Origin of the sequence: Prochlorococcus sp. MIT 1342 (assembly GCF_047304495.1) — a bacterium.
Taxonomy (GTDB): domain Bacteria; phylum Cyanobacteriota; class Cyanobacteriia; order PCC-6307; family Cyanobiaceae; genus Prochlorococcus; species Prochlorococcus marinus_D.
The window spans coordinates 301,462-325,162 of sequence record NZ_CP138957.1 but is presented as its reverse complement, the minus strand read 5'-3'; the positions used below and the strand labels follow the sequence as shown (position 1 = coordinate 325,162).

General features: G+C 53.9%; 26 protein-coding genes. 18 read left to right on the top strand and 8 right to left on the bottom strand.

Annotated elements, in window-relative coordinates:
* Positions 1-49 precede the first annotated feature (49 nt).
* From SIB79_RS01675 to SIB79_RS01660, 4 genes are all read left to right on the top strand, one after another.
* On the top strand, positions 50-1,621 hold the full coding sequence (locus tag SIB79_RS01675; RefSeq protein ID WP_063403656.1) for an NAD(P)H-quinone oxidoreductase subunit N: 1,572 nt from the start codon (positions 50-52) through the stop codon (positions 1,619-1,621).
* Positions 1,614-2,354, top strand: coding sequence for an ABC transporter ATP-binding protein (locus SIB79_RS01670; protein WP_063403655.1), 741 nt, complete (start codon positions 1,614-1,616; stop codon positions 2,352-2,354). The genes SIB79_RS01675 and SIB79_RS01670 overlap by 8 nt, the downstream gene beginning before the upstream one ends.
* Positions 2,351-2,770 (top strand): response regulator, encoded by a 420-nt coding sequence (locus SIB79_RS01665; RefSeq protein WP_063403654.1) that lies wholly within the window; start codon positions 2,351-2,353, stop codon positions 2,768-2,770. The genes SIB79_RS01670 and SIB79_RS01665 overlap by 4 nt, the downstream gene beginning before the upstream one ends.
* 84 nt (positions 2,771-2,854) lie before the next feature.
* Complete coding sequence (locus tag SIB79_RS01660) at positions 2,855-3,577, top strand: response regulator transcription factor (protein WP_063403653.1); 723 nt, start codon at positions 2,855-2,857, stop codon at positions 3,575-3,577.
* Between the two features lie 321 nt (positions 3,578-3,898).
* Here the strand turns inward: SIB79_RS01660 and SIB79_RS01655 are convergent, their stop codons facing one another.
* The 5 genes from SIB79_RS01655 to SIB79_RS01635 all read right to left on the bottom strand — a co-directional run bounded on the left by SIB79_RS01655 (position 3,899) and on the right by SIB79_RS01635 (position 8,586).
* A complete protein-coding gene (locus SIB79_RS01655) occupies positions 3,899-4,072 on the bottom strand; it encodes a hypothetical protein (RefSeq protein ID WP_196757612.1) in 174 nt (57 codons plus the stop codon).
* A 620-nt stretch (positions 4,073-4,692) separates the two neighbouring features.
* A complete protein-coding gene (locus SIB79_RS01650) occupies positions 4,693-5,664 on the bottom strand; it encodes a M23 family metallopeptidase (RefSeq protein WP_063403652.1) in 972 nt (323 codons plus the stop codon).
* A gap of 51 nt (positions 5,665-5,715) precedes the next feature.
* Complete coding sequence (locus SIB79_RS01645) at positions 5,716-6,474, bottom strand: biotin--[acetyl-CoA-carboxylase] ligase (RefSeq protein ID WP_063403651.1); 759 nt, start codon at positions 6,472-6,474, stop codon at positions 5,716-5,718.
* Entirely contained in the window at positions 6,461-7,657 is a 1,197-nt protein-coding gene (locus tag SIB79_RS01640; protein WP_063403650.1) for an aminotransferase class I/II-fold pyridoxal phosphate-dependent enzyme, read from the bottom strand. The genes SIB79_RS01645 and SIB79_RS01640 overlap by 14 nt, the downstream gene beginning before the upstream one ends.
* 125 nt (positions 7,658-7,782) lie before the next feature.
* A complete protein-coding gene (locus tag SIB79_RS01635; protein ID WP_011825292.1) occupies positions 7,783-8,586 on the bottom strand; it encodes a PspA/IM30 family protein in 804 nt (267 codons plus the stop codon).
* Between the two features lie 66 nt (positions 8,587-8,652).
* Between SIB79_RS01635 and SIB79_RS01630 the strand changes: the two genes are divergently transcribed.
* Positions 8,653-9,195, top strand: coding sequence for a DUF721 domain-containing protein (locus SIB79_RS01630; RefSeq protein ID WP_063403649.1), 543 nt, complete (start codon positions 8,653-8,655; stop codon positions 9,193-9,195).
* Between the two features lie 110 nt (positions 9,196-9,305).
* Here SIB79_RS01630 and SIB79_RS01625 read toward each other — a convergent pair whose 3' ends face one another.
* Genes SIB79_RS01625 through SIB79_RS01615 form a run of 3 tightly spaced genes read right to left on the bottom strand, consistent with a single transcriptional unit; the run spans position 9,306 to position 12,229 of the window.
* A complete protein-coding gene (locus tag SIB79_RS01625) occupies positions 9,306-11,147 on the bottom strand; it encodes an ArnT family glycosyltransferase (RefSeq protein WP_063403648.1) in 1,842 nt (613 codons plus the stop codon).
* The gene (locus SIB79_RS01620; protein ID WP_268873546.1) at positions 11,148-11,270 is read right to left on the bottom strand and encodes a hypothetical protein; all 123 of its coding nucleotides are present in this window, start codon (positions 11,268-11,270) and stop codon (positions 11,148-11,150) included.
* Positions 11,270-12,229 carry a DMT family transporter gene (locus SIB79_RS01615; protein ID WP_063403647.1) on the bottom strand — a complete coding sequence of 320 codons (960 nt, stop codon included), beginning with the start codon at positions 12,227-12,229 and terminating at the stop codon, positions 11,270-11,272. Before SIB79_RS01615 ends, SIB79_RS01620 begins: the two co-directional genes overlap by 1 nt.
* Positions 12,230-12,282: 53 nt before the next feature.
* On the opposite strand from SIB79_RS01615, the gene sppA reads away from it, so the two are divergent.
* The 13 genes from sppA to SIB79_RS01550 all read left to right on the top strand — a co-directional run bounded on the left by sppA (position 12,283) and on the right by SIB79_RS01550 (position 23,686).
* Complete coding sequence (gene sppA / locus SIB79_RS01610) at positions 12,283-13,095, top strand: signal peptide peptidase SppA (RefSeq protein WP_063403646.1); 813 nt, start codon at positions 12,283-12,285, stop codon at positions 13,093-13,095.
* Positions 13,092-13,478 (top strand): chorismate mutase, encoded by a 387-nt coding sequence (gene aroH / locus SIB79_RS01605; RefSeq protein ID WP_063403645.1) that lies wholly within the window; start codon positions 13,092-13,094, stop codon positions 13,476-13,478. The genes sppA and aroH overlap by 4 nt, the downstream gene beginning before the upstream one ends.
* Positions 13,479-13,605: 127 nt before the next feature.
* Positions 13,606-14,196 (top strand): DUF2808 domain-containing protein, encoded by a 591-nt coding sequence (locus SIB79_RS01600; RefSeq protein WP_063403644.1) that lies wholly within the window; start codon positions 13,606-13,608, stop codon positions 14,194-14,196.
* Positions 14,197-14,244: 48 nt separating this feature from the next.
* Positions 14,245-14,382: a 50S ribosomal protein L34 gene (gene rpmH, locus SIB79_RS01595; protein ID WP_011825283.1), complete on the top strand. Its 138-nt coding sequence runs from the start codon at positions 14,245-14,247 to the stop codon at positions 14,380-14,382.
* A gap of 64 nt (positions 14,383-14,446) precedes the next feature.
* Complete coding sequence (locus SIB79_RS01590; protein ID WP_063403643.1) at positions 14,447-14,833, top strand: ribonuclease P protein component; 387 nt, start codon at positions 14,447-14,449, stop codon at positions 14,831-14,833.
* On the top strand, positions 14,830-15,237 hold the full coding sequence (locus tag SIB79_RS01585) for a PH domain-containing protein (RefSeq protein ID WP_011130738.1): 408 nt from the start codon (positions 14,830-14,832) through the stop codon (positions 15,235-15,237). Before SIB79_RS01590 ends, SIB79_RS01585 begins: the two co-directional genes overlap by 4 nt.
* Before the next feature lie 81 nt (positions 15,238-15,318).
* Complete coding sequence (gene yidC / locus SIB79_RS01580) at positions 15,319-16,455, top strand: membrane protein insertase YidC (RefSeq protein WP_063403642.1); 1,137 nt, start codon at positions 15,319-15,321, stop codon at positions 16,453-16,455.
* On the top strand, positions 16,452-16,982 hold the full coding sequence (locus SIB79_RS01575) for a YceD family protein (protein ID WP_063403641.1): 531 nt from the start codon (positions 16,452-16,454) through the stop codon (positions 16,980-16,982). Before yidC ends, SIB79_RS01575 begins: the two co-directional genes overlap by 4 nt.
* A complete protein-coding gene (locus SIB79_RS01570; protein WP_063403640.1) occupies positions 16,979-18,472 on the top strand; it encodes an AAA family ATPase in 1,494 nt (497 codons plus the stop codon). The genes SIB79_RS01575 and SIB79_RS01570 overlap by 4 nt, the downstream gene beginning before the upstream one ends.
* A 70-nt stretch (positions 18,473-18,542) precedes the next feature.
* On the top strand, positions 18,543-19,820 hold the full coding sequence (gene serS / locus SIB79_RS01565) for a serine--tRNA ligase (protein WP_063403639.1): 1,278 nt from the start codon (positions 18,543-18,545) through the stop codon (positions 19,818-19,820).
* Positions 19,821-19,839: 19 nt separating this feature from the next.
* On the top strand, positions 19,840-20,922 hold the full coding sequence (gene rseP, locus SIB79_RS01560; protein WP_063403638.1) for an RIP metalloprotease RseP: 1,083 nt from the start codon (positions 19,840-19,842) through the stop codon (positions 20,920-20,922).
* A gap of 108 nt (positions 20,923-21,030) precedes the next feature.
* Positions 21,031-21,333, top strand: a complete 303-nt coding sequence (rpsN, locus tag SIB79_RS01555; protein ID WP_063400067.1) for a 30S ribosomal protein S14 — start codon at positions 21,031-21,033, stop codon at positions 21,331-21,333.
* 187 nt (positions 21,334-21,520) lie between these two features.
* A complete protein-coding gene (locus tag SIB79_RS01550; protein WP_063403637.1) occupies positions 21,521-23,686 on the top strand; it encodes a polyribonucleotide nucleotidyltransferase in 2,166 nt (721 codons plus the stop codon).
* Positions 23,687-23,701 lie beyond the last annotated feature (15 nt).

Below are 23,701 nucleotides of genomic sequence, written 5' to 3'. Positions count from 1 at the left end.
AAGGCAGCACAGCTACAGTCACGCAAATTGGTCTGATCGTGCACGCGTCATGCCCGAAATGGGTGTATTTCTTCTCGCCACCCAGGCCGTGGCCGCTCCAGGGGAGCTGCTCAACCTTGCACTGAATGCTGGTGCGATTGCCCCTGAAGGGGCTGTTCTCGTCGCAATGCTGGCGACCCTACTTGTGGACTTGGCCGGCGAGCAGGCTGCAGCCCGCTGGGTACCCCCCATTTGTTATGCCGGCCTTGGCACAGCACTCGTGCTCCTCGCCCAGCAATGGAATGCCCCTCTGGAACCCGCGTTCCTTGGAGCTTTTCTGGCTGACAACCTGGCCATTGCCTTTCGGGCCGTGGTGGCGCTCTCTACCTTGCTGTCACTACTGATCAGCTGGCGCTACGCGGAACAGAGCGGCACGCCAATTGGTGAATATGCCGCCATCCTTCTGGCCGCAACCCTCGGGGCAATGCTCCTTTGCGGCTCAACTGATCTTGTGAGCGTATTCGTCTCCCTCGAGACTCTCTCCGTGGCGAGCTACCTACTGGCTGGCTACATGAAACGAGATGCCCGCAGTTCCGAAGCAGCACTCAAATATCTGCTGGTGGGCTCCGCCGCGGCAGCAGTCTTTCTCTACGGCGCCTCCCTTCTCTACGGGCTCAGCGGCACCACCAGCTTGCAGGCTATTGGCCTTGCTTTACTCACCAGTCCTACTCCACTGGCCGCACTATCACTGGTCTTCGTACTTGCCACGGTGGCCTTCAAAATTGCTGCGGTGCCTTTCCACCAATGGACCCCGGATGTCTATGAAGGATCGCCAACTCCAGTGGTCGCATTCCTCTCAGTGGGGTCTAAAGCTGCTGGCTTTGCTCTTGCACTGAGGTTGCTGGTTGGTTGCTTCGGTGCCTTCGACAACCAATGGAAATTGCTTTTCACCGTGCTTGCTGTGTTGAGCATGACCCTTGGCAACGTCGTCGCGCTGGCGCAGACATCAATGAAGCGAATGCTGGCTTACAGCTCCATCGGCCAGGCAGGATTCGTGATGATTGGCCTGGTGTGCGGAACCGAAGACGGCTTCGCTGCAATGGTTCTCTATATGGCGGCCTATCTATTCATGAACCTGGGAGCCTTTGCCTGCATCATCCTCTTTTCCATCCGCACGGGAAGTGATCGAATTTCTGACTATGCAGGTCTCTATCAAAAGGATCCGTTGATAACGCTGGGACTCAGCCTCTGCCTTCTTTCCTTGGGTGGCATACCTCCGATGCTCGGATTTTTTGGCAAGATCTATCTTTTCTTTGCTGGCTGGGCCGACCATCAATACCTCCTCGTCGTTGTTGGCCTAGTGACCTCAGTAGTGTCGATTTATTACTACATCTCTGTCATCAAAATGATGGTGGTCAAAGAACCAAAAGAAGCTTCCGATGTCGTTAAGTCCTATCCATCGATTCAGTGGTCAACAATTGGCATGCCTCCACTTCGAATAGCACTAGTGGGTTGCGTTGTTGTAACAGCCGTTGGGGGGATTCTTTCAAATCCTTTCTTTCAATGGGCTAATAATGCCGTAGCCGGCACGCCGCTTCTCCAGGAAGCCATAGCTCTAGGCAGCCAACGATCCATTGGCTAATCCAACGGCAAGCAGCACACCCGTCGCCGTGCTGAGCGATGTCAGCAAGCTCTACGGACAAGGAGCTGGAACAGTAAAAGCTCTGGACCATCTCAATCTGATCGTGTATCAAGGAGATTATTTAGCCGTGATGGGTGCGAGCGGCTCTGGCAAGAGCACAGCCATGAACATTCTCGGTTGCCTGGATCGTCCCACCAGCGGCAGCTATCGGCTCAACGGGGTAGCGGTCGAAGATCTCGATGATGACGCTCTGGCGAATCTGCGCAATCAAGAACTGGGCTTTGTTTTTCAGCAGTTTCACCTACTCCCTCAGGCCACAGCCCTGGAGAATGTAATGCTGCCAATGATCTATGCCGGGGTGCCTGCTGCCCAGCGAAGAGAGCAAGCTAAACAAGCTCTTGAGCGAGTAGGTCTCAGCAAACAAATGGGAAACCGCCCCAATCAACTCTCGGGAGGTCAGCAGCAGCGTGTTGCAATTGCCCGAGCCATTATCAACCAACCAGCTTTGTTGCTAGCTGATGAACCTACGGGTGCTCTCGACTCAAGAACCACAGAAGATGTTCTCAACCTTTTCGATGAGTTGCATCATCAGGGGATCACTCTGGTCTTGGTCACCCACGAAAACGATGTTTCCGAAAGGGCCGACCGAATGGCGCGCTTCCACGATGGTCAAGTCGTTCGGGACTGGAGCGCTGAGCTGGCTGCTACTGATATCAGATCAATAAAAGAATGAACCAAACCGATTCCCCTAATCGCATCGAAAATTCTGGTAAGACCCAAGCTCTTACCGTGGCCATAGTGGATGACGATCCCAGAGTTCGTGAGTTGCTCAAGGAGGAAATTCAAGACGAAGGTCATCACGTCTTGAGCTTTGAATCGGCCGAAACCTTTCTTGACAACAGCTCTTTGGAGAGCATTGATTTAGTTCTGCTGGACCTGATGATGCCAGGCATGAATGGGCTTGAATGCCTGCACCAACTGCATCATCTACAAGCTTGTCATGACAAATTGCCGAGGATTGTTGTTGTATCCGCCCTCAGTGACCCAAGCAAACAGCGCCAGGTCCTCGAGGCCGGTGCTGAAAGCTATGTCATCAAACCAGACCTCTTCGAGAGACTTCCTACCCTCCTAAATGGATCCACACCCTGAAGGAGGGGCCCACGCATAACCATTGATTGCACAAGGTCTGGATTCAGACAAACTGCTTAAGTAGAAACCAGGTTGATTGCATGAATGACTAACGCATCATCACCGAGAACCAGAGTCCTATTGGTGGATGATGAACCGAGGCTGACAGAACTTCTACGCCTAGAGCTTGATGTTGAGGGTTATGAGGTCAGCGTGGCGGAGGACGGCGCCTCAGGGTTGATCAAAGCTCGCAGTGATCCATCACCAAACCTCATCATTCTTGATTGGAACCTTCCTGATTTCACAGGTGTCGATATCTGTCAACGTATTCGTTCTAGTGGCATTAAGACACCGATCTTGATGCTCACAGGTCATGACGATGTCACCGATCGCGTCAAGGCACTGGATGCTGGAGTTGATGACTATCTAACCAAACCCTTCTCCATTGAAGAGCTCATGGCCAGATTACGAGCCATGCAACGCAGAGCAGAGCAATTCTCAGGAGACTCTGGCATCGAGCATCAACCAGAGACCATACAAGTGGCGGACTTAAAGATGAACACCAGCACAAGGGATGTAACGCGCGCCAATCGCACGATTCAACTTTCCGTAAAAGAATATGAGTTACTATATTTTCTAATGGTTGGTGCAGGAAAAGTTCACGAACGTGACGCCATTATGAAAGCTGTATGGGGAGAGGACTTCTTTGGAGATGACAATCTTCTAGACGTTTACATCCGCTATCTGCGCCAAAAGATTGAACAAAAAGATGCTGCTACTTTGATTCACACAGTTCGCGGGGTTGGCTTCATCCTTCGAGAAGAATAATACATACAAATCACCTTCAGCTTTTATAATGAAAATGTCTTAAGCCATATTCTTACGAAGAAGGGCTTCATTCCCTCATTGCCTTTTCACAAAGGCCTTTTTCTTTATAGAAGACTTAGGCATTGTATCCGTAGAACAAATCTTCCTGCTTCCAGCCATTATTCTCTAAAACCGATTAGCATGGACAACTTTCAATCGTTCGCATTAGAAATGCACCTCTTAAGAGGAGCATAAAGATCAATCTTATCCTTTATTAAAGCGTGTTGAATATCAAATTATCGAGCTTCATTTAGAGACGGAATCGCAGACCAGCTTCAACTCCTAACGCTCCCGAAGCATCAGTATTAATATTATCAATTGTTTGAGGTGGAGCCCAACCATCAACAACTTGGCCAAAGACATCAATTCATTCAGAAGCTTCGTAAGCAACACCAATACCTCCACCGAAAGCCCACGCTGCATCGTGAGCCTTCCATGCCCAAGTTGGACCACCACCAGCGCGAAGGCAAGGCCTCCAATTCGAATTAGCGGGAATATCTAGAGCCAAACCTATACCGACTCTCTAAAAATAGTTATTCATACTAGAGTCATATTTATGGCACCTAAGCTGAAGCTGCCTATATCAGGCCACTATAGGCAGACATGTCAGCCCGGATAGACCCAAAATCTTATCCAATTCCTATGCCACCAACCAAGACATTACGTTCAGCAGCAGATACACTTTGACCATGAAGATCTCCATCCACTGTTTTACCTAAGCCTGCTCCAATCCCTATTTGGATGCAAGAACCTAATTGGGATTCGCTTGCCTGTTCTTCCTGTGTAATAACAGGTCGAACTGAGTCTGTAAGAAGAGAGATAGCGCAATTGCCGATAATGGCACTGAAGCTTTGATTATATTTTCAATTTAGAATAAATGAATTTTCAATCACAAGAGCTCATCTTGCACTTGTCTCATTTCTATAATTTATTATATAAAAGCATGACCTATGCGGCCTCTTGAATGGCATTTGACTGTTGGGTTTTGCGCAAATTGCATTCTCAATACTCAATATTCTTCCATTGGGAGAGATCAAAAGATTTCTTTGTCCTTCACGAAGCAAGGTGTTAATTGATTAAGGCCGTTCGAGGCTCTCGATCAACTGACCGACCAACAGCGAAACCGGGTCGACACCTGAAGCTGTGAGTGGATTGAGATCCAACTCACCGGGATCCATCGCAACCCAACCGCCACCCTGAGGGCGTCTCAATTCGAAATGGAGATGTGGACCAGTGCTTAAGCCAGTACTACCAACCCGACCAATCACCTCCCCTTGACGAACCCGCTGGCCCGGCCGCAGATAAATCTCTGAAAGGTGCCCATAAAGCGTGCGCCTGCGAGGAGCATCATGTTCCAGTTCAACAGCAATGCCATAGCCCCCAGCTAGGCCGCTACTGACAACAGTTCCCGTTAATGCAGCCACCACCGGAGCACCTTCTGGTGCGGCTAGGTCTTTACCCGCATGCATCAACCAACGGCCAATCACAGGATGCAAACGCATGCCGAATTCACTACTGGTAAAAGCCCCACCAATGATCGGGAAAAGAAGCTGACGATCTCCATTCCCTCGCAGGGGCTTGGGCCTCGGAGTCACCGCAAACACTGAAGCCAAGCTGAAGCCACTCCCAGAGCCTGCCAACAATGCCGAAACAGGCACCGTAAGCGGCGGCAATGGCCGACCGCCAGGACCACGGCGCAGCAAGCTGAACTGGGAACGACCTCGACGCCCCCTAGACCGCAGAGCAACGCCACTGGCACATTCCTTGGCTGACAGAGCACCACTACGACAGGCCTGCTGCATCCGAGGCACATCGATCGTCAAACCCACCCCATGCCCCTCCAACTGTCGGCGTTCCGCTGAAGTGATCACCTTGTTGCGCTCCAGCTCTTCAAGAGATTGATCAAACCTTTGCGGCCGCTCAAGCTGACTAGCCTCACGCGCAGGCAACAACGGTGCTTGCCGAACCGCTTGAGCAACAGGATCCATTGGCTTGGCAAGGATAGGCACTGAAAGCAGCCATGCAGCAGCGAACCAGCGAAACGGCACCCGATCGGATCCTCAGACGAGAAAAACTATAGAAAAAGTCCAACTCAGTTATCACCAACGTGTCCAGCGCATGGTCCGAGAACCCTGGCTCAGCAAAAGCGACCCATCCAGTCCCAGTCCGATCACGTCCCAGAGTTCACCACCCTTCGGATCACGAACCTGCTTTGTCCAGAGGCGTCGCTCAGCTTCGGCGCAAACCCAATCGGCTCGACCAGCCAAATCCATGGTTCGATCAAGAGCGCATAACACTTCTGCCATCCAGACCAGAGGCTGACACTGGCCGGATCGAAGCAACTCATCTAAGGCAATCCCTTCTCTGGGCACACGGTTGCAAACATTCAAGCCAAGACCAATACGTGCCAGCCTGACGCGACTGCCACGGTGCACCAATCGCGGCAAGAGACCAGCCAATTTACGGTCCCCCACCATCAAATCATTAGGCCACTTGATACTCACGGGCACTCCCCGCCGCTCGAGCCTTTCAGCCAGCGCCACAGCCACCGCTACTCCAAAAATACCGGCAGAGCACTGAGCATCAAACCAGGGCAAAGCGGCACTGATCCAAACCCCACCGATCGGTGACTGCCAGACCCGACCACGCTGTCCCCTCCCATGGGTCTGGCGATCAGCAAACAAGGCCCGAGGCTGCTGAGCTGAAAAAGGCTGCTGCTTCAGCCAACCAGACAACATCAACTCAGTACTCGCACAGACCGGCTGCCATCGCAACTGCCATGGCCTAGCGCCACAAGACTGCTTACGCCACAAACGGGCAACCGCAGCAGCACCAGTCCATGACTCAGATGTGCGCATGCCACCAAGGCCACATCCGGGCAACTGCCGCCTCCAAATCTTCCACCGGATGGACCAGGGCCAGGCGCAGCCAACCATCCCCGCCAGAACCAAAACCTGATCCAGGCGTCAAGGCAACTCCAGTCTGATCCAAAAGATCTGCTGCCAAAGTCTCATCGTTGTAGTTCTGCTGCTTTGCCCAGGCTGGAATCGGCAACCAAAGATAAAGCGCCATTGATGGACAAGGAGCATGCCAACCCAATACATGGAGAGCTGCCAGGGTTCTGTCTCTGCGCTCCCGGTACACCCCAAGAATCTCTTGAGGCCAATCTTGGGCATCGGTAAGGGCCGCTATGGCGCCTCTCTGTAAAGCCAAGGATTGGTTGAAATCCACGACACCCTTGAGCTCACGTAGGGCTGTAATCAAATGCTCAGCACCAATCGCAAAGGCCAATCGGAACCCACCCAAGCACCAGGCCTTAGAGAAGGAGAAAAACTCAATCCCGCATTCCCTCCAACCAGGACAACGCAACAGAGCTGGCGCCTCACCGTCCAGTGCCAAATCCACATAAGGATTGTCGTGAGCAACCACCACTTGATGACGGATGCCCCGATCCATGGCTTCCGCCAACCAGCTCTGTTCTCCTACCTGGGCTGTGGGGTTATGAGGAAACCCAAAAACCATCATCCGCAGCTGGTCCCACTGACTGTTGCTTAAAGCCTTGAAGTCAGGTCGCCATTCCTGCTCCGGTCGTAGCAGCAGTCGTTCAATACGGGCATCGGCCAAAATCAAGCCACCCCGATGTGAAGGATAAGCAGGGTCCAAAATCAAGGCAGAATCCCCAGGATCCAAAACTGCCAAAGGCAGGTGGGCCGTTCCCTCCTGTGAACCGACCAACAACAACACTTCCCGGTCTGGATCAACGCTGACACCAAAGCGCCTCTGACTCCACGCAGCGACCGCCTCCCGAAAGGGCCTCGTCGAAGCATGCAAGCAATAGGAAGAGCTCTCAGGTGCCCTTAGAGCTACTGCAATAGCCTCAAGTGCCACCGCTGGAGGTGATAAGTCTGTGGACCCCAGTGACAAATCCAGCAGAGGCAAACGTTGAGGGTCTGAGTTAGCGAGGCGATAAGCCTGCTTACGGCGGTCATTGCGGTCAAAAACGCCACGACCCAATCTGCCTAGACGCCTTGAAGTCGCCATCAACGGAAAGCTAAAACTGTGTTTTGGTGATCGGTTACTACATCAAATAAGCAGCCGTTAAGAACTCCGCAAATGAGGCAAGAAATCTTGCAGCGCAATGCTCTGCCGATCAAATCCATCCCCTTTCAGAGCTTGTCGATGGCGCGCTTCAGTTCCTCCAACTCAGCATCCACCTCAGCCACCTTGACAGCCTCCACCTCTGGGCCATTGGCATCCTTACTCTCCTCAAGTGAAGACGTCTCCGCGGCGGGCAAAGCCACTGCCTCAGCCCCCCCCTCAAGACGCTGGCGAAGAGCAGATAGTTCATCATCGACATCGTTCCCACCTTCCAGAGCAGCAAACTGACTCTCAAGATCAGCACCGGCGAGCTCCGCGGCAGCCTGGCTACTGGCTTCCAAGGCCTGGACCTTGTCTTCCATGCGATCAAAGGCCGCCATTGCAGAGTTAGTGCCGAGATTGCCCACAGCGCTCTGTAATTGCTGCTGGGCCTTTGCCGCCTGTGCTCGGGCCTTGAGCATGTCCTTCTTGGTTCTGGCCTCGGCGATCTTGCCCTCAAGAGCCACTAGGCTGCGCTTGAGAGTCTCCACCTGCCCTTCCTGCCCCTTGAGCTGGTTGGTTAGCGCCGTAGAAGATTCCTGGAAACCCTTACGACGAGTAAGGGCTTCCTTCGCGAGATCTTCCTCACCCTTCTTAAGAGCCAGTTCAGCACGTTCATACCAGGTTCTAACTTGACCCTCAGCCTGATCAGCCTGATTGCGAAGCCGCTTCTGACTGGCGATGGCCATAGCAACAGCCTGTCGCAACTTGACCAAATCAGCTTGCATGTCTGCAACCGATTGATCAAGGATCTTGACGGGATCCTCGGCCTTACTCACAAGATCGTTGAGATTGGCACGTAATAAGCGGCTTAACCGGTCAAAGAAGCCCATCGAGGCATTGAAAAGACCTCTCGGAGGCTAGCGAGCTGGAGCCAAGACTCCACTTAGGCTTTTGAGATGGCCATAGCTCCTGATCAGCAACGCAAACGGCTTGGTCGAGGAGAAGTGCTGCAAGAAGCGCCTCCTGCCCCAGTCACAGCCCTCTGCAACTGCCTTGAATCCATTAAGCGTGACTGGAAGCAACAAGGCTCCATGGCTAGTCTCTGGCAAGAATGGCCCCGACTGGCAGGCCCCCTGCTTGCTCCTCACTGCCGCCCACTCAACATTCGCCAAGGGGTTTTGATCATCGGCGCCAGCCATCCTCAGTGGAGGCAGGCCCTGCTCTATAACCGCCCCCAACTCTTGGCAGCCCTGCGTGCCGCGGGCCATGACATCAAAGATCTACGCATTCAACAACACCACCCCGGAAGCACCCCAAAGCTGGAAAGTGAAGCCAGCATCTGGGCACGACATCCAAGCAGAATTGATGTTCATGGCATGGCCGCATGTCAGGCCTGCGGTAGTCCTGCCCCAGCTGGAGAAATGGCCCTCTGGGGACGCTGTGGTTTCTGTAGAAGACTGCAACTTGCTGACCCGCCCCAATCGGAGAGCAACGCTTAAATCCTGCTCACGCACCATCCAAGACGTCTTGCTCGCATGGTGGTCCAAAAGCAAATGACAAGAGCAGGGCGAAGCAGCCACTTCATCCTGCAATTAAGACAACCAAAACATCAGAAACGCTCAGGTCGTGGTTGCCGCCAATCAGTTTGGAAACCTTCAGCTTTGAGCTGATTCGCTCGCTTCTCAAGAGTCCGGCGATCCAACCGCCAAACCCTATAGACCCCGAACTTGCCAAGCAGCTCAGGCTGAAGGTCCTGCCAATGCCTCCTCTGCGTTGTGCCCTGATCAATCACCACGAGAGCGGTTGAAGATCCCATGGGCCCCTCAATAGGCAGACCTGACCATCCCCTGCGCTCTTCGTCTCGTAATCGATCATCCAGGTTCACTAACGCCCCCGCAGAGCGCCCCTCATAAACCACCACCTGATCGGTATAGAAGTGAAGGGAAGGTTTGATTGCCCCAACCATCACCAAGGGTTCGCGAGACTTCTGAGAAGCGACCAACAGTTGAGCAACTTTCCTTACAGGCAACTGGCGCACCTTGTCACCCAACGCCCACATCGGTAAGAACGAAAACAATTGGAAAGCAACCAATGGCCCTTGAAGGGCCAGCAATCGCCCAGGCCGTGGCCGCCAAGCCAACCAGATCCCAAGTAGCACCGAAAGGCTGAAAAAAACTGCTGCCTTGAGTACAAGACGACTAGCCAGCAGTTCTGCCGCAAGGGTGGGCATCTCCGGGTCATCAATCCATTCAACCCAGAACGGTGAAGCCCAAAGCCCTGCCGCTAACAATCCCGCCAAAACAACTGATCCGCCCCATGCCCAAACAAGGCCTGGTCGCTGTTGAGGGGAAACACTTGCGGCCAATCCAATCAATAACGCGGCCGCCGGTGTCGCAGGCAACCAATAACTGGGCAATTTTGTGGCTGCGCAAGTGAATAGCAGCAACACAGCTAGCAGCCAACAGGCTGCAAAACTCTGCAGAGATCCCTCAGGCTCTGTCTGGCAAAGGGCACCACCCTTCCTGACTGGAACGAAGGCCTGCAACAGCCCAAGGATCAGCAAGGGGGTAAATGGCAGGGATGCAACCACCAAGACAGGCCCGAAAAACCACCAGGGCTGCAGGTGACTATTGACTACTGATGTGAAGCGTTGAAGGTTGTGATAGCCGAAGAAGCTATCCCAAAAAGGTTGTCCCTCCACAAGCAATTCCGCCACATACCAAGGCAGGCTGATCAGGGCAGTAATCAACAAACCAGGCAGAGGGCGCAACCGCTGCCAAAGGCTGGCCAGATTCCACTGCAGCAAAGCAAATAGAACAAGCACCATTCCAGTCAGCACGACAGCCGCTGGTCCTTTGGTCAGCACTGCTAAACCCAAAACAAGCCAGGCCAACCACCATGGCTGGGTACTCGGGGCAGCAAAGCGGCGCCACTGCAGAAGCAAACTCACCCCCAAGGTGCTGCAAAACAAGGCATCGCTAACAGCGACCCGACTCCAGACCATGACCAGTGGCGAAAGAGCAAAGGCCAAGGCCACCGCAACAGCTGTTCGGCGTGGACAAGCGTCATTCTTCTGGGGCCAACACATCACAGTGTCACCAAGGGCCAGCATCATCAAGACAGATGCAAGCGCAGAAGGAAGACGTGCCGCCCATGTCCCTAATGGGTCCCAAACCTCATGGCCGGGCAAGGCATAAATCAACCCCATTAGCCAATAAACCAGAGGAGGCTTGTCGAAGCGAGGCAGACCATTAACCCTCGGCGTCAGCCAATCTCCTGTCGTACTCATGGCACGACCTGCCGCGGCAAAGAGAGGCGGGGTTTCATCAACCAAACCAGAGTCTCCTAACTGCCAAAGGCAGAGAGCTAACCCAAAAGCCAGGATCAGCAGCAGACCTCGACGCCGTTGAAGAGGAGACAGCAACACCTTCGCAGCAAACGTCAGCACCATCTAGTGATGGTGGCATCCCTGGCGATGTTCCTGAGCAGACTCAATATCTTCTGAAGTGCCATAGGGGCAGGCAGGCCAGCAGAGCGGACCATCTCCATCCAAGCCCAAGGAACGAAATAACATCAGCCGATTTCCCTCGGCAACACATCCGAGTCAACTTCAACCGGTTCCCATAGTCGACGACGCTGACTCACAACAAGCACCGAAAGTAGGACCAAAGCCACCCCGAACCATTGCAGAGGCTGAAGCCGTTCTCCTAGCCAAACGCCACCAGCAGCAAGGGCAAACACCGGTGTAAGGAATGCCAGGGTGCTAAAGCTTGTGAGCTCCTCCCGATTGACGAGCCAAAAGAACAATCCATAGGCCAGGGCACTGCCAAACAAGCTGGCGTAGGCCATCAATCCCCAATCAAAGCCAGTCCAATCAGGCCACAAAGGCCATGTGCGATCAAAACTGTGCCAGAGCAGTAACGGCAAGCTGCCTAAGACCATGTGCCAACCAGTGACCGCAACGGGATCACTGCTCCGGCAGGCATACCTGCTCAGCACTGTGCCTAAGGCCATGGCAATGGCTGCTGCGAGCATCCAGCCTTCCCCTTGCTCCAACAAACTGGAACCAGACGCCTGTTCGCCTAGCAACCACCAATGGCGCAACAAATCCGGCGGGGCCCCAAGGAAGATAATCCCTACCAAACCGAACATCAAACCCATCCAGCCAACTGGGTTGATGGACTCTCCAAAGAGGCTGCGTGCCAGCAGAGCTACCAGCAATGGCTGGGAGTCAATCAGCACCGATCCCATCCCTGCTCCGGTGTAGGCCAAGCCCTTGACCAGGAACATTTGGAAAAGACATGCATCAACAACCGTAAAGACCAGGAACCAAATCCTGTCAGTTGAGGCGATTGCCCAGTGACGACCCAACGACGGCAAGGCCAGCAGGATGACAACTCCTGCTGGCAAAAGGCGCAGACAAGCGACGAGAAGCGGTCCGCCCGAAATCACCAGAGGTGTCATCGCAGCCATGGCCGTACCCCAAAGGGCAAAGGGCAGGACCATCAACAGCCAGTGCCGTATTGACAACATGAAGGCAACAAGCAGGTTCCTTTTTAAGATCCAATCCTCTACGAAGAAATTGAATGGGCTGGCTCTGGCGACGCAAATCTCGCCGAAGGATCGCACACATCACCATTGACGGAGCAATCAGCGGTGCAACGCGTGAGCGGGTGCTGAAAGCGATCAAGGAAGTTGAAGATAGAGAGTTTCCCGCTCTTCTGTTGCGCATCGACAGCCCAGGAGGAACTGTTGGTGACAGTCAGGAAATCCATGCGGCCCTGCTCAGGCTTAGAGAAAAGGGTTGTCATGTCGTAGCGAGCTTCGGCAATGTATCCGCCTCCGGCGGTGTTTATGTCGGGGTGGCTGCAGAAAAAATTGTTGCCAATCCCGGCACAATCACTGGCTCAATCGGGGTCATCTTGCGGGGCAACAACCTCTCCAAATTGCTGGAGCGAATCGGCATCCGCTTCGAGACAGTAAAAAGCGGCACCTACAAGGACATTCTCTCGCCTGATCGCGCACTCACAACAGAGGAGCGTCAGCTCCTGCAATCACTGATCGATAGCAGCTATGAGCAATTTGTGAACGCGGTAGCAGAAGGCCGCCATCTCAGTGCCGAAGAGGTTCGCAACTTCGCCGACGGCCGCGTGTTCAGCGGAGCTCAGGCCCATGAACTCGGACTCGTCGATGAGCTGGGAGATGAAGAACATGCTCGAAAACTTGCGGCCAAGCTGGCGGACCTTGATGAAGCCAACACCCAAACGCTCAAACTTGGGCGGCCCAAAAAACGGCTGGCGGGATTTCTACCAGGCAGCAAACTCCTATCCAAACTTGCGGAGCTTCTCAACCTTGAGCTTGGCAACAATGGTCAGGTGCTCTGGCTCTTTCTGCCATGACCACTGCCATCCCTTATGGAGGCCTCCACTTACACGGGCTCAGAGGTGCCACAACAAGCTCTGCCAACACGACCCAAGCCATCGAGGCAGCCGTCAGCGAGCTCGTGGAAGCGCTAATGCAACGCAATCAACTCAACCCTGCAGACATCGTGTCCATCACGTTCTCTGTCACGGCAGACCTAAACGCCTGTTTCCCTGCAGCGATCGCGCGCCGACAAGCAGGATGGGAGTCGATAGCACTGCTGGACTGCCAGCAAATGTATGTCGAGGGAGATCTCAAACGCTGCATCCGCATGCTTGCCCATGCCTGGCTGCCCTCAGATCAGCCCCCCCAACATCCCTACCTTGGCGAAACCTCGATACTACGTCCAGATCGATGCTGAATCACTTGCCGCACCAAAAGCTGCCAACTACTAGGCCGTCCTAGTCGTTGTGATTCATCGAGGAGAGCAAAGGAGAATCCATATACTTTTTAGTGCTGGTGGTTACCAACACACCCGCTTTGATCTCATGGTTAAGCAGCTCTTCAGGCTTTGTATTCCAGGCACCCTTGCGTTAGGAGGCCTCACTGCGGGTTTGATCGGTTCCAGTGTGATGCTTGAAAGCATCACACCACCAAAGGCTCGAGCCCAGGCAACACCAGCGCTACTTGAATTTCGCTGGGAGAACTCTAAAGACTATAAAAAGCTCTATTACTGGCAAAGCTCAACAATCAGGCGTGACAGAGCAACCTATTACCTGATGCTGAAACCCAAGGACCGCAAAACTGCGATCCTCAAGCTAAGCATCTCTGTACCTGATTATTTCGATGCAAAGATCAAACCAAACAAGCTGAACCTTTGCCTTGTCCATCTAGGGGGTGTGCTGTCACGCACCCGCTGCAAAGAAGAGGTTCCTGCAATTTTCGAAATCTCTGAAGACCAAACAAGCATTGAAGTCTTCCCGGACACCCCCATCCCTACAGAAGGCACCTATGCGGTGGTCATGAAAATCTTTAATCCCAATCAACGTGGAATGTTCCAGTTCAATGCCCTTGCCCAAGCTCCTGGAGATGTTCCAATGGGCGGGTACCTTGGCAGCTGGCTAATTGACATCAACTGAACTGATAAGTTGGTCGACTGACAAAAGGCTGTACGCCGTTCTCCTTCAATGACAAAAAGAACCTTTGGTGGAACCAGCCGCAAACGAAAACGCGTCTCAGGATTTCGTGTGCGCATGCGAACTCACACTGGTCGAAGAGTGATCCGCAGTCGCCGAAAACGTGGTCGCACGCGTCTCGCGGTCTAATCCATAACCCTGCGTGCGGGTCAATCACTCAAATCACGCCACTTGCTCAGGAAGCCAACCTCCAATGGTGCTGCCAGCATCAATGCGATTAAGGGGAAGTCGATGTTTTGAGCGCCTTCAGAAGTGGGGCTATCGCTTTTATGGAACTTCAATGGTGCTCCGTGTCATCGAAGCAGATCCCCAACTGCTCAAAGCACCCCATCGGCACCACAACTCCACGGCATGCCGTTGTGCCGTTGTGATCAGCAGCAAAGTGAGTAAACGGGCCGTCATTCGCAACCGTCTGCGTCGACTTCTGCACGATCACCTAAGAAGCAGGCTTGAGGTGGCACCCGAGCATTGCAATCTCTGGGTGCTGATCAGCCTCAAGCCAGTCGCCTCCGCAATAGAATCGTCACCATTGCTAGAAGAATGCGACAGATTGCTCCATCAAGCAGGTTTGTTGTCATGATCACAACCTCAGAAGAGGTCTTCTATGAAGGAGGCCCCGCTCAAAGCGATCTCATCATCAACCTATTGATGGGGCTAACACTGATTGGCCTTCCTTTCACCATTGGGGCAGTGATTCGAGCGTTGTGGCTGCGCTTTCGCATTACCAATCGACGCGTTTCGGTGACTGGGGGATGGCTGGGACGCGATAAGACCCAAGTCGTGTATAGCCAAATCAAGGAGGTGCGCTCAGTGCCCCGTGGCCTGGGCTCCTGGGGCGACATGGTACTGGTACTCAACGATGGTTCAAGACTTGAGATGCGCTCATTACCTAGCTTCAGAGAAACCGAGAAATACATCAATGCACGGATTAGCGCCCGCAGGGCCAAAGGTTCACCCCAGGATCTAAAGGGCTTTGCGGCTTAAATAACTCCCAGCGTGTAACCCAGCCATATAGGTGCTGATGCACACTGGCATCACAGTTCCATCCACCCTCAGCAATCGATCGTGATCGGGTACATCTCCGACAACATTCTGCTCCCGATCCTGGATTTCTTCTACGGATTAGTGCCGAGCTATGGCCTCGCCATCGTCGCCCTCACAGTGGTCATCCGATTAGCACTGTTCCCCTTAAGTGCTGGATCCATTCGTAGCGCTCGTCGCATGCGGATCGCCCAGCCGGCGATGAAGAAGCGCCAGGATGAAATCAAGAGCCGTTATGCCAAAGACCCTCAGAAGCAACAGGAGGAACTAGGGAAAGTCATGAAGGAGTTCGGCAACCCCCTCTCAGGGTGCCTACCCCTATTGGTACAGATGCCAATTCTCTTCGCCCTGTTTGCAACCCTTAGAGGATCACCGTTTGCTGATGTGCCTTACATGGTGAACCTCAAGGTGCTGCCTAGCGACCAAATTGCAGCCATTGAACCCAAGCCATTTACCAGTAGCAAGCATTCGATTTTCATCAGTGAAACCAAACATTTCCCAGTCATTGCGTCTCTGCCAAGCGGCACAAAATTAGGAGTTGGAGACAAGGCCCAAATCAAGCTGCAAACGCTCACTGGCGAAAGCTTCACAAGCAGGCTTTCTGGCGTAGAAGGTGGAACCAAGTTCACGCCAACCTGGAGCGTCACCAAGGGGGATGATCTTGTCAAGGTGTCGGCCGATGGCACTGTCCAGGCTTTGGCTGAAGGCGATGCCACCGTTCAAGGCAAAATTCCTGGCCTTGCTGCCCAAAGTGGCTTTCTATTCATTAAGGCCCTTGGTCAAGTTGGTTTCTACGTCGATGGGGAAATCAACTGGGATATTGCAATTCTGGTTGGTGGTTTCGGCTTGACGCTTTTGGTCTCGCAGATCCTCTCCGGCAGAGGGCTACCTGCGAACCCTCAACAATCAACAGCCAACAAGATCACGCCAGTGATGATCACTGGCATGTTTTTGTTCTTTCCACTACCAGCAGGTGTATTGCTGTATATGGTGATCGCAAACATCTTTCAAGCAGGTCAAACTTTTCTGCTTAGTCGTGAAGCCCTACCTGAGAACCTGCAGAAAATCCTCAATGACCAGCTAGCCAAACCTGCTTTAGCAACAGAAGCCATCGGTGGATCAGATCGTCTTCCCTTTGAACCTAAAAAACGTAGTAAATGATCCCAGGGCTCCAACCCATTTCATTGCAAGACCTAAAAGCCTTGGCTGCTCCTCGACACTGGTCTATCGAGGGACATCTGGACGAGATGGCCTCTCTCACCCCATTGAGAGGCAGCATCAGTGCCGAGCATCAAGGCAGCATTCTTGAAGTGAAAGGAAAATTCCAAACCATCGTCACCCTCTGCTGTGATCGATGCCTAAGCGAATTCAATCAAACTCTCGCCTGTAATACCGAAGAACTGATCTGGCTGAAGGGCAATGGTCCAAAACCAAACGAACTCAATGGCTCGAGCCATTCCGAGGATATGGATGCACTGATGGAGTGCCTTGACCCTCTTGGCAGCTTTGACCCAGAACGTTGGGTTTTCGAACAACTGAGTCTGCAGATGCCTTTAGTCAAGCGTTGTGGGGCCGATTGTCCCGGTCCAGCTCAACTGCAGCCCTCAGCCCAAACCACTGCCGTGAAACCTGAGGGAACTGATCTCGATCCACGCTGGGCAGCATTACACAAACTCACCTCGCCATGACGAGCTGGGATAACCACCTGGATCTGCTGATCAGAGCCAGAACACCTCTCCTTTGGATTCGCAGCAGCGAAGAGGAGCGTGTTGAAGTGCTGCTTGAGCAAGCCGCAAAACGACTACAGCCCCGTCGCCTTGCCAGCTGGGATTTTATTGGCGGCCTTAAAGGCGTGCTTAACGAAGAAGGGCTTGGGGCACGTCAACCGATGGCTGTCCTGCAATGGCTGCAACAACTTGATGCCAGTAGTCCAACCCTATTGCTAGTCAAAGATTTTTATCACTTCTGCGAAGACGCTGGTATCGCACGCATGTTGCGCAACTTATCGGTTCACTTGCGCCATCAACCCCACACTGTGGTGCTCTGCTCAGGGCCATGGACTCCGCCCAGCGATCTTGATGATTCCCTGACCATTCTCGATCTCCCGCTACCTCAGGAACCAGAACTACGAACACTGCTGGAGAACATTGCCCAGGCAAGCGGCTCCCCCCTTTCAGCAGACGTTTTAGAAGAGCTCACCCACGCTTGCAGCGGCCTCAGCGAAATGAGGGTGCGTCAGGTGGCAGCCCGTGCCCTAGCCCAGCGAGGCAAACTAGGTTGGGCAGATCTCGCCGAAGTCCTTGAGGAAAAGCGTCAGACCGTAGCCCGCAGTGAGGTTCTGGAGTACTGCGTTACAGAAGCCTCGCTTGCCGACATAGGCGGCCTCGATAGCCTTAAGGGTTGGCTAGAGCAACGCCATCAGGCATTCTCCGACGAAGCTCGTCACTTTGGCTTGCCACTGCCCCGCGGCGTTCTACTGATCGGCCCCCAAGGCACAGGCAAATCGCTCACCGCCAAGGCCATCGCCCACAACTGGTCGATGCCACTGCTGCGCCTCGATGTAGGCCGCCTATTTGCCGGGCTAGTGGGTGCTAGCGAGGCACGTACCAGAGAGACGATCCAGCGGGCAGAAGCAATGTCTCCTTGCGTTCTCTGGATTGATGAGATCGACAAAGGCTTTGGTGGTGATGCCCGAAGTGATGGCGGCACCAGTCAACGTGTCCTTGCCAACGTACTCACCTGGATGGCGGAGAAAACCTCCGCGGTCTTTGTCGTCGCTACCGCTAATGGCGTAGAACGCTTACCTGGAGAGCTTCTGCGCAAAGGTCGTTTCGACGAAATCTTTTTGCTTGACCTGCCATTCAGCGAGGAACGCCGCAACATCCTTGAGCTCCATATACAGCGACGAAGACCGAACTTAAACCTTCCCCTAGCTGCGGTCATCGATCGAAGCGAAGGCTTCTCAGGTGCCGAACTCGAACAGACTGTGATTGAGGCCATGCACTTGGCCTTCGCCGAACGCCGAGAACTTGGAGAGACCGACCTAATTCTTGCTGCCAGCCAACTGGTGCCGCTCTCCCGCACAGCCCGAGAACAGCTCAACGCCCTTAAGGAATGGGCCGCTAGCGGAAGAGCCCGAGCAGCATCTTCTGTTGCTTCCAATCTCCAGGCTGAATAGGAGTAACCAAACAGAATTCATTTGCTGGGCCAACAACACTTAGGCTGCCCGCGCTGACTTCAAAACCCTCGTGCTTGACCAGCGCCTGGTGCGGGACAACCCCGACCTGATTGCCAACGAACTGGGCCGAAGGGGCATGACGTTAGATCTAACGGGCCTACAACTGATCGCCCAGCAACAAAGAAATCTCGAGGAACAGCGCAGCAGCCTCCAGGCAGAAGGGAATCGGATCGGCAAGGAAGTCGGTCAACGGATCCAGCAGGGAAGCGACCCAAAAGCCAGCGACGTGGCAGAACTAAGACAGCAAGGCAACCTAATCAAGCAAAAGGTAGCCGTTTTAGAAGACGAGGAGAAACAACTATCAGCCCGATTGCGAGAGCAACTGCTGAGCTTGCCAAACCTGCCCTCCCCTGATTGTCCTGAAGGACGCGACGAGAACGACAACCAAGAAAGACACTGTTGGGGCAAGCCACGTGAAGAGAAAGGCCTTCTGGAGCACTGGTCAATTGCCGAGCGGCTCAAACTTTTCGAAACAGAACGCTCTGTACGGATTGCCCAAAGTCGCTTCGTCACCCTTATGGGTCAGGGTGCGCGACTGGAACGAGCACTCATCAACTTCATGCTCGACCTTCACACCTCAAAGGGATATCGAGAAGTGATGCCTCCGGTACTGGTGAATACCGCCAGCCTTACGGGCTCTGGTCAGCTGCCAAAATTCGCCGAAGAAAGCTTCCGCTGCGCTGAAGACGACCTCTGGCTAACACCAACTGCAGAGGTGCCGGTGACATCTCTGCACCGCGATGAAATCATCCCCGCTGAGCAACTTCCACTGCGATACGCCGCTTACAGTCCATGTTTTCGCCGCGAAGCTGGCAGCTATGGAAGAGACACCCGTGGCCTGATCCGGCTGCATCAATTCAACAAGGTGGAGCTCTATTGGTTCGTCCATCCAGACCATTCGCAGGCTGCCCACGCTCAGATCACAGCCGATGCCGAAGCCGTGCTGCAGGCCTTGGAATTGCCCTACCGCGTGATTGAACTTTGCACAGGTGATCTAGGGTTTTCTTCCTCACGCACCTACGACCTCGAAGTCTGGCTACCAGGAGCAGGCGCCTTCAGGGAAATTTCAAGTTGCAGTATCTGTGGAGACTTCCAAGCACGGCGATCTGCTATTCGCACCAAAGACGAAAAAGGTACCCGACTCATCCACACCCTCAATGGTAGTGGCCTAGCGGTAGGACGCACCATGGCTGCCCTTCTCGAAACAGGCCAGCAATCTGATGGGAGTGTCCTCCTCCCCAAGGCACTTGTGCCTTATTTCGGCAACGATCGCCTAGAGCCAGAATGAACCCATTACTAGAAGCTGAATGAACGTTTTTGCGGCGCTGACGGTTCTAGCCCTGCTGATCATCATTCATGAAGCTGGGCACTTTCTGGCTGCCACTGCTCAGGGAATCCGTGTGAATGGATTTTCGATCGGGTTTGGACCGGCGCTGATCAAACGACAACGAAGGGGTGTCACATATGCGCTGCGAGTTTTGCCTTTAGGGGGCTTCGTTTCATTTCCGGATGACGACGAAAACAGCGAAATCCCCCCTGATGATCCCGACCTACTACGCAACCGGCCGATCAGACAACGAGCCCTGGTGATCTGTGCAGGGGTCATGGCCAATCTTCTGCTGGCATGGCTGGTGCTAATGGGCCAAGCGGTCATGATCGGGCTGCCAAGCCAACCTGATCCAGGTGTCATCGTTGTAGCCGTTCAACCCGGAGAAGCCGCTGCTGCTGCAGGGCTAGCCGCTGGCGATCGAATCCTCAGCGTGGATGGCAACGAGCTAGGGCGAGGTCAAGAAGCGATCCAGACCCTGGTGAGTCAAATCAAAGAGTCACCAGGCAGCAAAATTCACCTGGACAGAGTCCGTTCGGGTCAACGCAGCAAGATTGTGCTCATCCCCGCTGAGCAACAGGGCAATGGCAGGGTGGGCGCCCAATTGCAGGCCAACGTCACAGGCAAAACCCGCCGGGCCCAGGGCCCCGGAGAGGTTCTGAACCATGTTGACAGCCAATTCATTTCCCTACTCAGTCGAACCGTTAAGGGCTATTCAGGACTCATCACCGATTTCGCAACCACAGCCCAACAAGTCAGTGGCCCTGTGAAGATTGTCGAAATGGGCGCCCAGCTAACCAGCCAGGGAAGTTCTGGCCTAGTGCTCTTCGCGGCATTGCTTTCGATCAATCTCGCCGTACTCAATGCCATTCCGCTACCCCTACTTGATGGCGGCCAACTGTTGCTACTGCTATTAGAAGGCGTGCGTGGGCGACCAATTCCGGAGCGCATCCAAATGGCTTTCATGCAATCAGGCTTTTTTTTATTAGTAGGTCTCAGTGTGGTGCTGATCGTTCGCGACACCACTCAACTATCTGTAGTGCAACAGCTGATCGGTCACTGATCTGCCCTATTTGCAAGAGCCTGAGCAGCTGAAAACTGGGCAAGCAAAACAATTGCAGCAGTTGGAAGGTAAAGTTCGTTATCGACCCTCGCGCTTCAAAACTGCCGCATGGCTAAAAAGTCAATGATCGCCCGTGATGTAAAGCGCAAGAAGATTGTTGAGCGCTACGCAGCCAAGAGAGCGGCTCTAATGGCAGCATTCAATGCAGCCAAGGATCCAATGCAACGTCTTGAGATCCACCGCAAGATTCAAGCTCTCCCGCGCAACAGTGCTCCAAACCGCATCCGCAATCGTTGCTGGGCCACAGGAAAGCCAAGAGGCGTCTATCGCGACTTCGGGCTATGCCGCAACCAGCTGAGAGAACGAGCTCACAAGGGCGAACTTCCTGGAGTCGTCAAGTCCAGCTGGTAACTCTCAAACCATTTCTGCATCTATTAGGAGTAGAGAGCTCTTACTCATTCGCAAGAGGGATTGAAGTCATCCATCCCTCTTTTTTGTTGCTTAGCAACTGAACCAACAGGAATCAATTCCAAAATTCCACGAAAGTTGACTCGGCAAAGTGCCAGTATGGTGCTTGACAAAAAAAACATAAGAGAACGTGCAAGGTCAGACACAGTCGATCTCCTTTGATGGTCGGGAGATTCGGCTGACCACAGGGCGATATGCCCCCCAGGCCGGTGGTTCCGTGATGATGGAATGCGGCGACACCGCCGTCCTGGTAACCGCCACCAGATCAACAGGCCGCGAAGGCATCGATTTTCTTCCCCTGATTTGCGACTACGAGGAGCGGCTCTATGCAGCTGGCCGCATTCCTGGCAGTTTCATGCGACGTGAAGGACGCCCGCCAGAAAGAGCCACACTGATCGCTCGTCTAATCGACCGCCCCATGAGGCCCTTATTCCCTTGCTGGATGAGGGACGACCTTCAGATCGTGGCAACATGCCTCTCTCTCGATGAACGGGTTCCAGCAGATGTGCTTGCCGTTACGGGAGCTTCCATGGCCACCTTGCTAGCAGGCATCCCCTTCCAGGGGCCAATGGCTGCAGTAAGGGTAGGGCTTCTCGGTGACGATTTCGTTCTGAATCCCAGCTATCGAGAAATCGAACGTGGCGATCTCGATCTCGTGGTAGCTGGCACTCCAGATGGGGTTGTCATGGTTGAAGCCGGTGCAAACCAGCTGCCAGAAGGGGACGTCATCGAAGCCATCGACTTTGGCTATGAAGCCGTCTGCGAATTAATCAAGGCACAGCAAACCATCCTCAAGGATGCAGGGATTAAGCAGGTACAGCCCGAACCCCCTACTCAAGACACCAAGCTGTCGACTTATCTAGAAAAAAATTGCAGCAAGAGCATCGGGGAAGTGCTTAAGCAATTTGAACAGACCAAAGCTGAACGCGATAGCAAGTTGGATGCCATCAAAGCGAAAACAGCTGAAGCCATTGACAGCCTCAAAGAAGACGATGCCGTTCGCAAGTCAGTGCATGCCAACAGCAAAGTCTTGAGCAACAACTTCAAGGCGCTCACCAAAAAATTGATGCGTGAGCAGATCATCAAACAAGGCAAACGCGTCGATGGTCGCAAGCTCGATGAGGTTCGCCCGATCAGTTCCGCCGCAGGCGTGCTGCCAAAACGCGTGCACGGATCCGGACTCTTCCAACGCGGCCTCACCCAGGTGCTGTCCACCGCCACCCTGGGCACACCCAGCGATGCCCAGGAGATGGATGACCTCAACCCTGGACCTGAGAAGACCTATCTACACCACTACAACTTCCCCCCCTATTCCGTTGGCGAGACACGTCCAATGCGATCGCCCGGGCGCCGTGAGGTAGGCCATGGTTCCCTCGCTGAACGCGCCATCATTCCAGTCCTGCCTCCTAAGGACACCTTCCCTTACGTGCTCAGGGTGGTGAGCGAAGTCCTCAGCTCCAATGGGTCCACCTCGATGGGCTCGGTCTGCGGCAGCACCCTGGCCCTCATGGATGCTGGTGTGCCACTAAAGGCTCCAGTTAGCGGAGCCGCCATGGGCTTGATCAAGGAAGATGCTGAGATTCGCATCCTCACTGACATCCAGGGAATCGAGGACTTCCTCGGTGATATGGACTTCAAGGTGGCTGGGACAAAAGATGGCATCACGGCCCTGCAGATGGACATGAAGATCACCGGCCTTCCGGTCAAAACCATTGCAGAAGCTGTCAATCAGGCCCGCCCTGCCAGGATCCACATCCTCGAGAAGATGCTGGAAGCCATCGACGCTCCCAGAACTACCCTCTCTCCCCATGCCCCGCGCCTGCTGAGCTTCAGAATCGATCCAGAACTGATCGGCACAGTGATTGGCCCTGGAGGTCGCACAATCAAGGGCATCACAGAACGCACGAACACCAAGATCGACATTGAAGACGGTGGCATCGTCACGATTGCTTCTCATGACGGGGCTGCTGCAGAGGCAGCCCAACGCATCATCGAAGGACTCACCCGCAAAGTAAACGAGGGGGAGGTGTTCACCGGAACCATCACAAGGATCATTCCGATCGGGGCTTTCGTAGAGATCCTGCCCGGCAAAGAGGGCATGATCCACATTTCCCAGCTGTCAGAGGCTCGCGTGGAGAAGGTCGACGACGTCGTAAAAGTAGGTGATGAGGTGACAGTACGGATCCGAGAGATTGACAATCGTGGCCGTATCAACCTCACACTCAGAGGCGTGCCTCAGAACGGCGAAGAGACTCACTCAGAGCCAGCTCCAACTCCTGTAGCACCTCTCAACTGAGGGGCTACAGGTCAA

What these genes read in the sequence shown, in the direction of transcription:
- SIB79_RS01570 (WP_063403640.1), top strand. Translation starts at nt 16,979, where the DNA reads ATGACGAGCTGGGATAACCACCTGGATCTGCTGATCAGAGCCAGAACA.
- SIB79_RS01665 (WP_063403654.1), top strand. Translation starts at nt 2,351, where the DNA reads ATGAACCAAACCGATTCCCCTAATCGCATCGAAAATTCTGGTAAGACC.
- rpsN (WP_063400067.1), top strand. Translation starts at nt 21,031, where the DNA reads ATGGCTAAAAAGTCAATGATCGCCCGTGATGTAAAGCGCAAGAAGATT.
- SIB79_RS01660 (WP_063403653.1), top strand. Translation starts at nt 2,855, where the DNA reads ATGACTAACGCATCATCACCGAGAACCAGAGTCCTATTGGTGGATGAT.
- SIB79_RS01675 (WP_063403656.1), top strand. Translation starts at nt 50, where the DNA reads ATGCCCGAAATGGGTGTATTTCTTCTCGCCACCCAGGCCGTGGCCGCT.
- SIB79_RS01575 (WP_063403641.1), top strand. Translation starts at nt 16,452, where the DNA reads ATGATCCCAGGGCTCCAACCCATTTCATTGCAAGACCTAAAAGCCTTG.
- SIB79_RS01590 (WP_063403643.1), top strand. Translation starts at nt 14,447, where the DNA reads ATGGTGCTGCCAGCATCAATGCGATTAAGGGGAAGTCGATGTTTTGAG.
- sppA (WP_063403646.1), top strand. Translation starts at nt 12,283, where the DNA reads ATGGGCTGGCTCTGGCGACGCAAATCTCGCCGAAGGATCGCACACATC.
- SIB79_RS01620 (WP_268873546.1), bottom strand. Translation starts at nt 11,270, where the DNA reads ATGTTATTTCGTTCCTTGGGCTTGGATGGAGATGGTCCGCTCTGCTGG.
- SIB79_RS01635 (WP_011825292.1), bottom strand. Translation starts at nt 8,586, where the DNA reads ATGGGCTTCTTTGACCGGTTAAGCCGCTTATTACGTGCCAATCTCAAC.
- SIB79_RS01625 (WP_063403648.1), bottom strand. Translation starts at nt 11,147, where the DNA reads ATGGTGCTGACGTTTGCTGCGAAGGTGTTGCTGTCTCCTCTTCAACGG.
- SIB79_RS01645 (WP_063403651.1), bottom strand. Translation starts at nt 6,474, where the DNA reads ATGCGCACATCTGAGTCATGGACTGGTGCTGCTGCGGTTGCCCGTTTG.
- SIB79_RS01615 (WP_063403647.1), bottom strand. Translation starts at nt 12,229, where the DNA reads ATGTTGTCAATACGGCACTGGCTGTTGATGGTCCTGCCCTTTGCCCTT.
- rpmH (WP_011825283.1), top strand. Translation starts at nt 14,245, where the DNA reads ATGACAAAAAGAACCTTTGGTGGAACCAGCCGCAAACGAAAACGCGTC.
- SIB79_RS01640 (WP_063403650.1), bottom strand. Translation starts at nt 7,657, where the DNA reads ATGGCGACTTCAAGGCGTCTAGGCAGATTGGGTCGTGGCGTTTTTGAC.
- SIB79_RS01600 (WP_063403644.1), top strand. Translation starts at nt 13,606, where the DNA reads ATGGTTAAGCAGCTCTTCAGGCTTTGTATTCCAGGCACCCTTGCGTTA.
- SIB79_RS01585 (WP_011130738.1), top strand. Translation starts at nt 14,830, where the DNA reads ATGATCACAACCTCAGAAGAGGTCTTCTATGAAGGAGGCCCCGCTCAA.
- aroH (WP_063403645.1), top strand. Translation starts at nt 13,092, where the DNA reads ATGACCACTGCCATCCCTTATGGAGGCCTCCACTTACACGGGCTCAGA.
- rseP (WP_063403638.1), top strand. Translation starts at nt 19,840, where the DNA reads ATGAACGTTTTTGCGGCGCTGACGGTTCTAGCCCTGCTGATCATCATT.
- SIB79_RS01630 (WP_063403649.1), top strand. Translation starts at nt 8,653, where the DNA reads ATGGCCATAGCTCCTGATCAGCAACGCAAACGGCTTGGTCGAGGAGAA.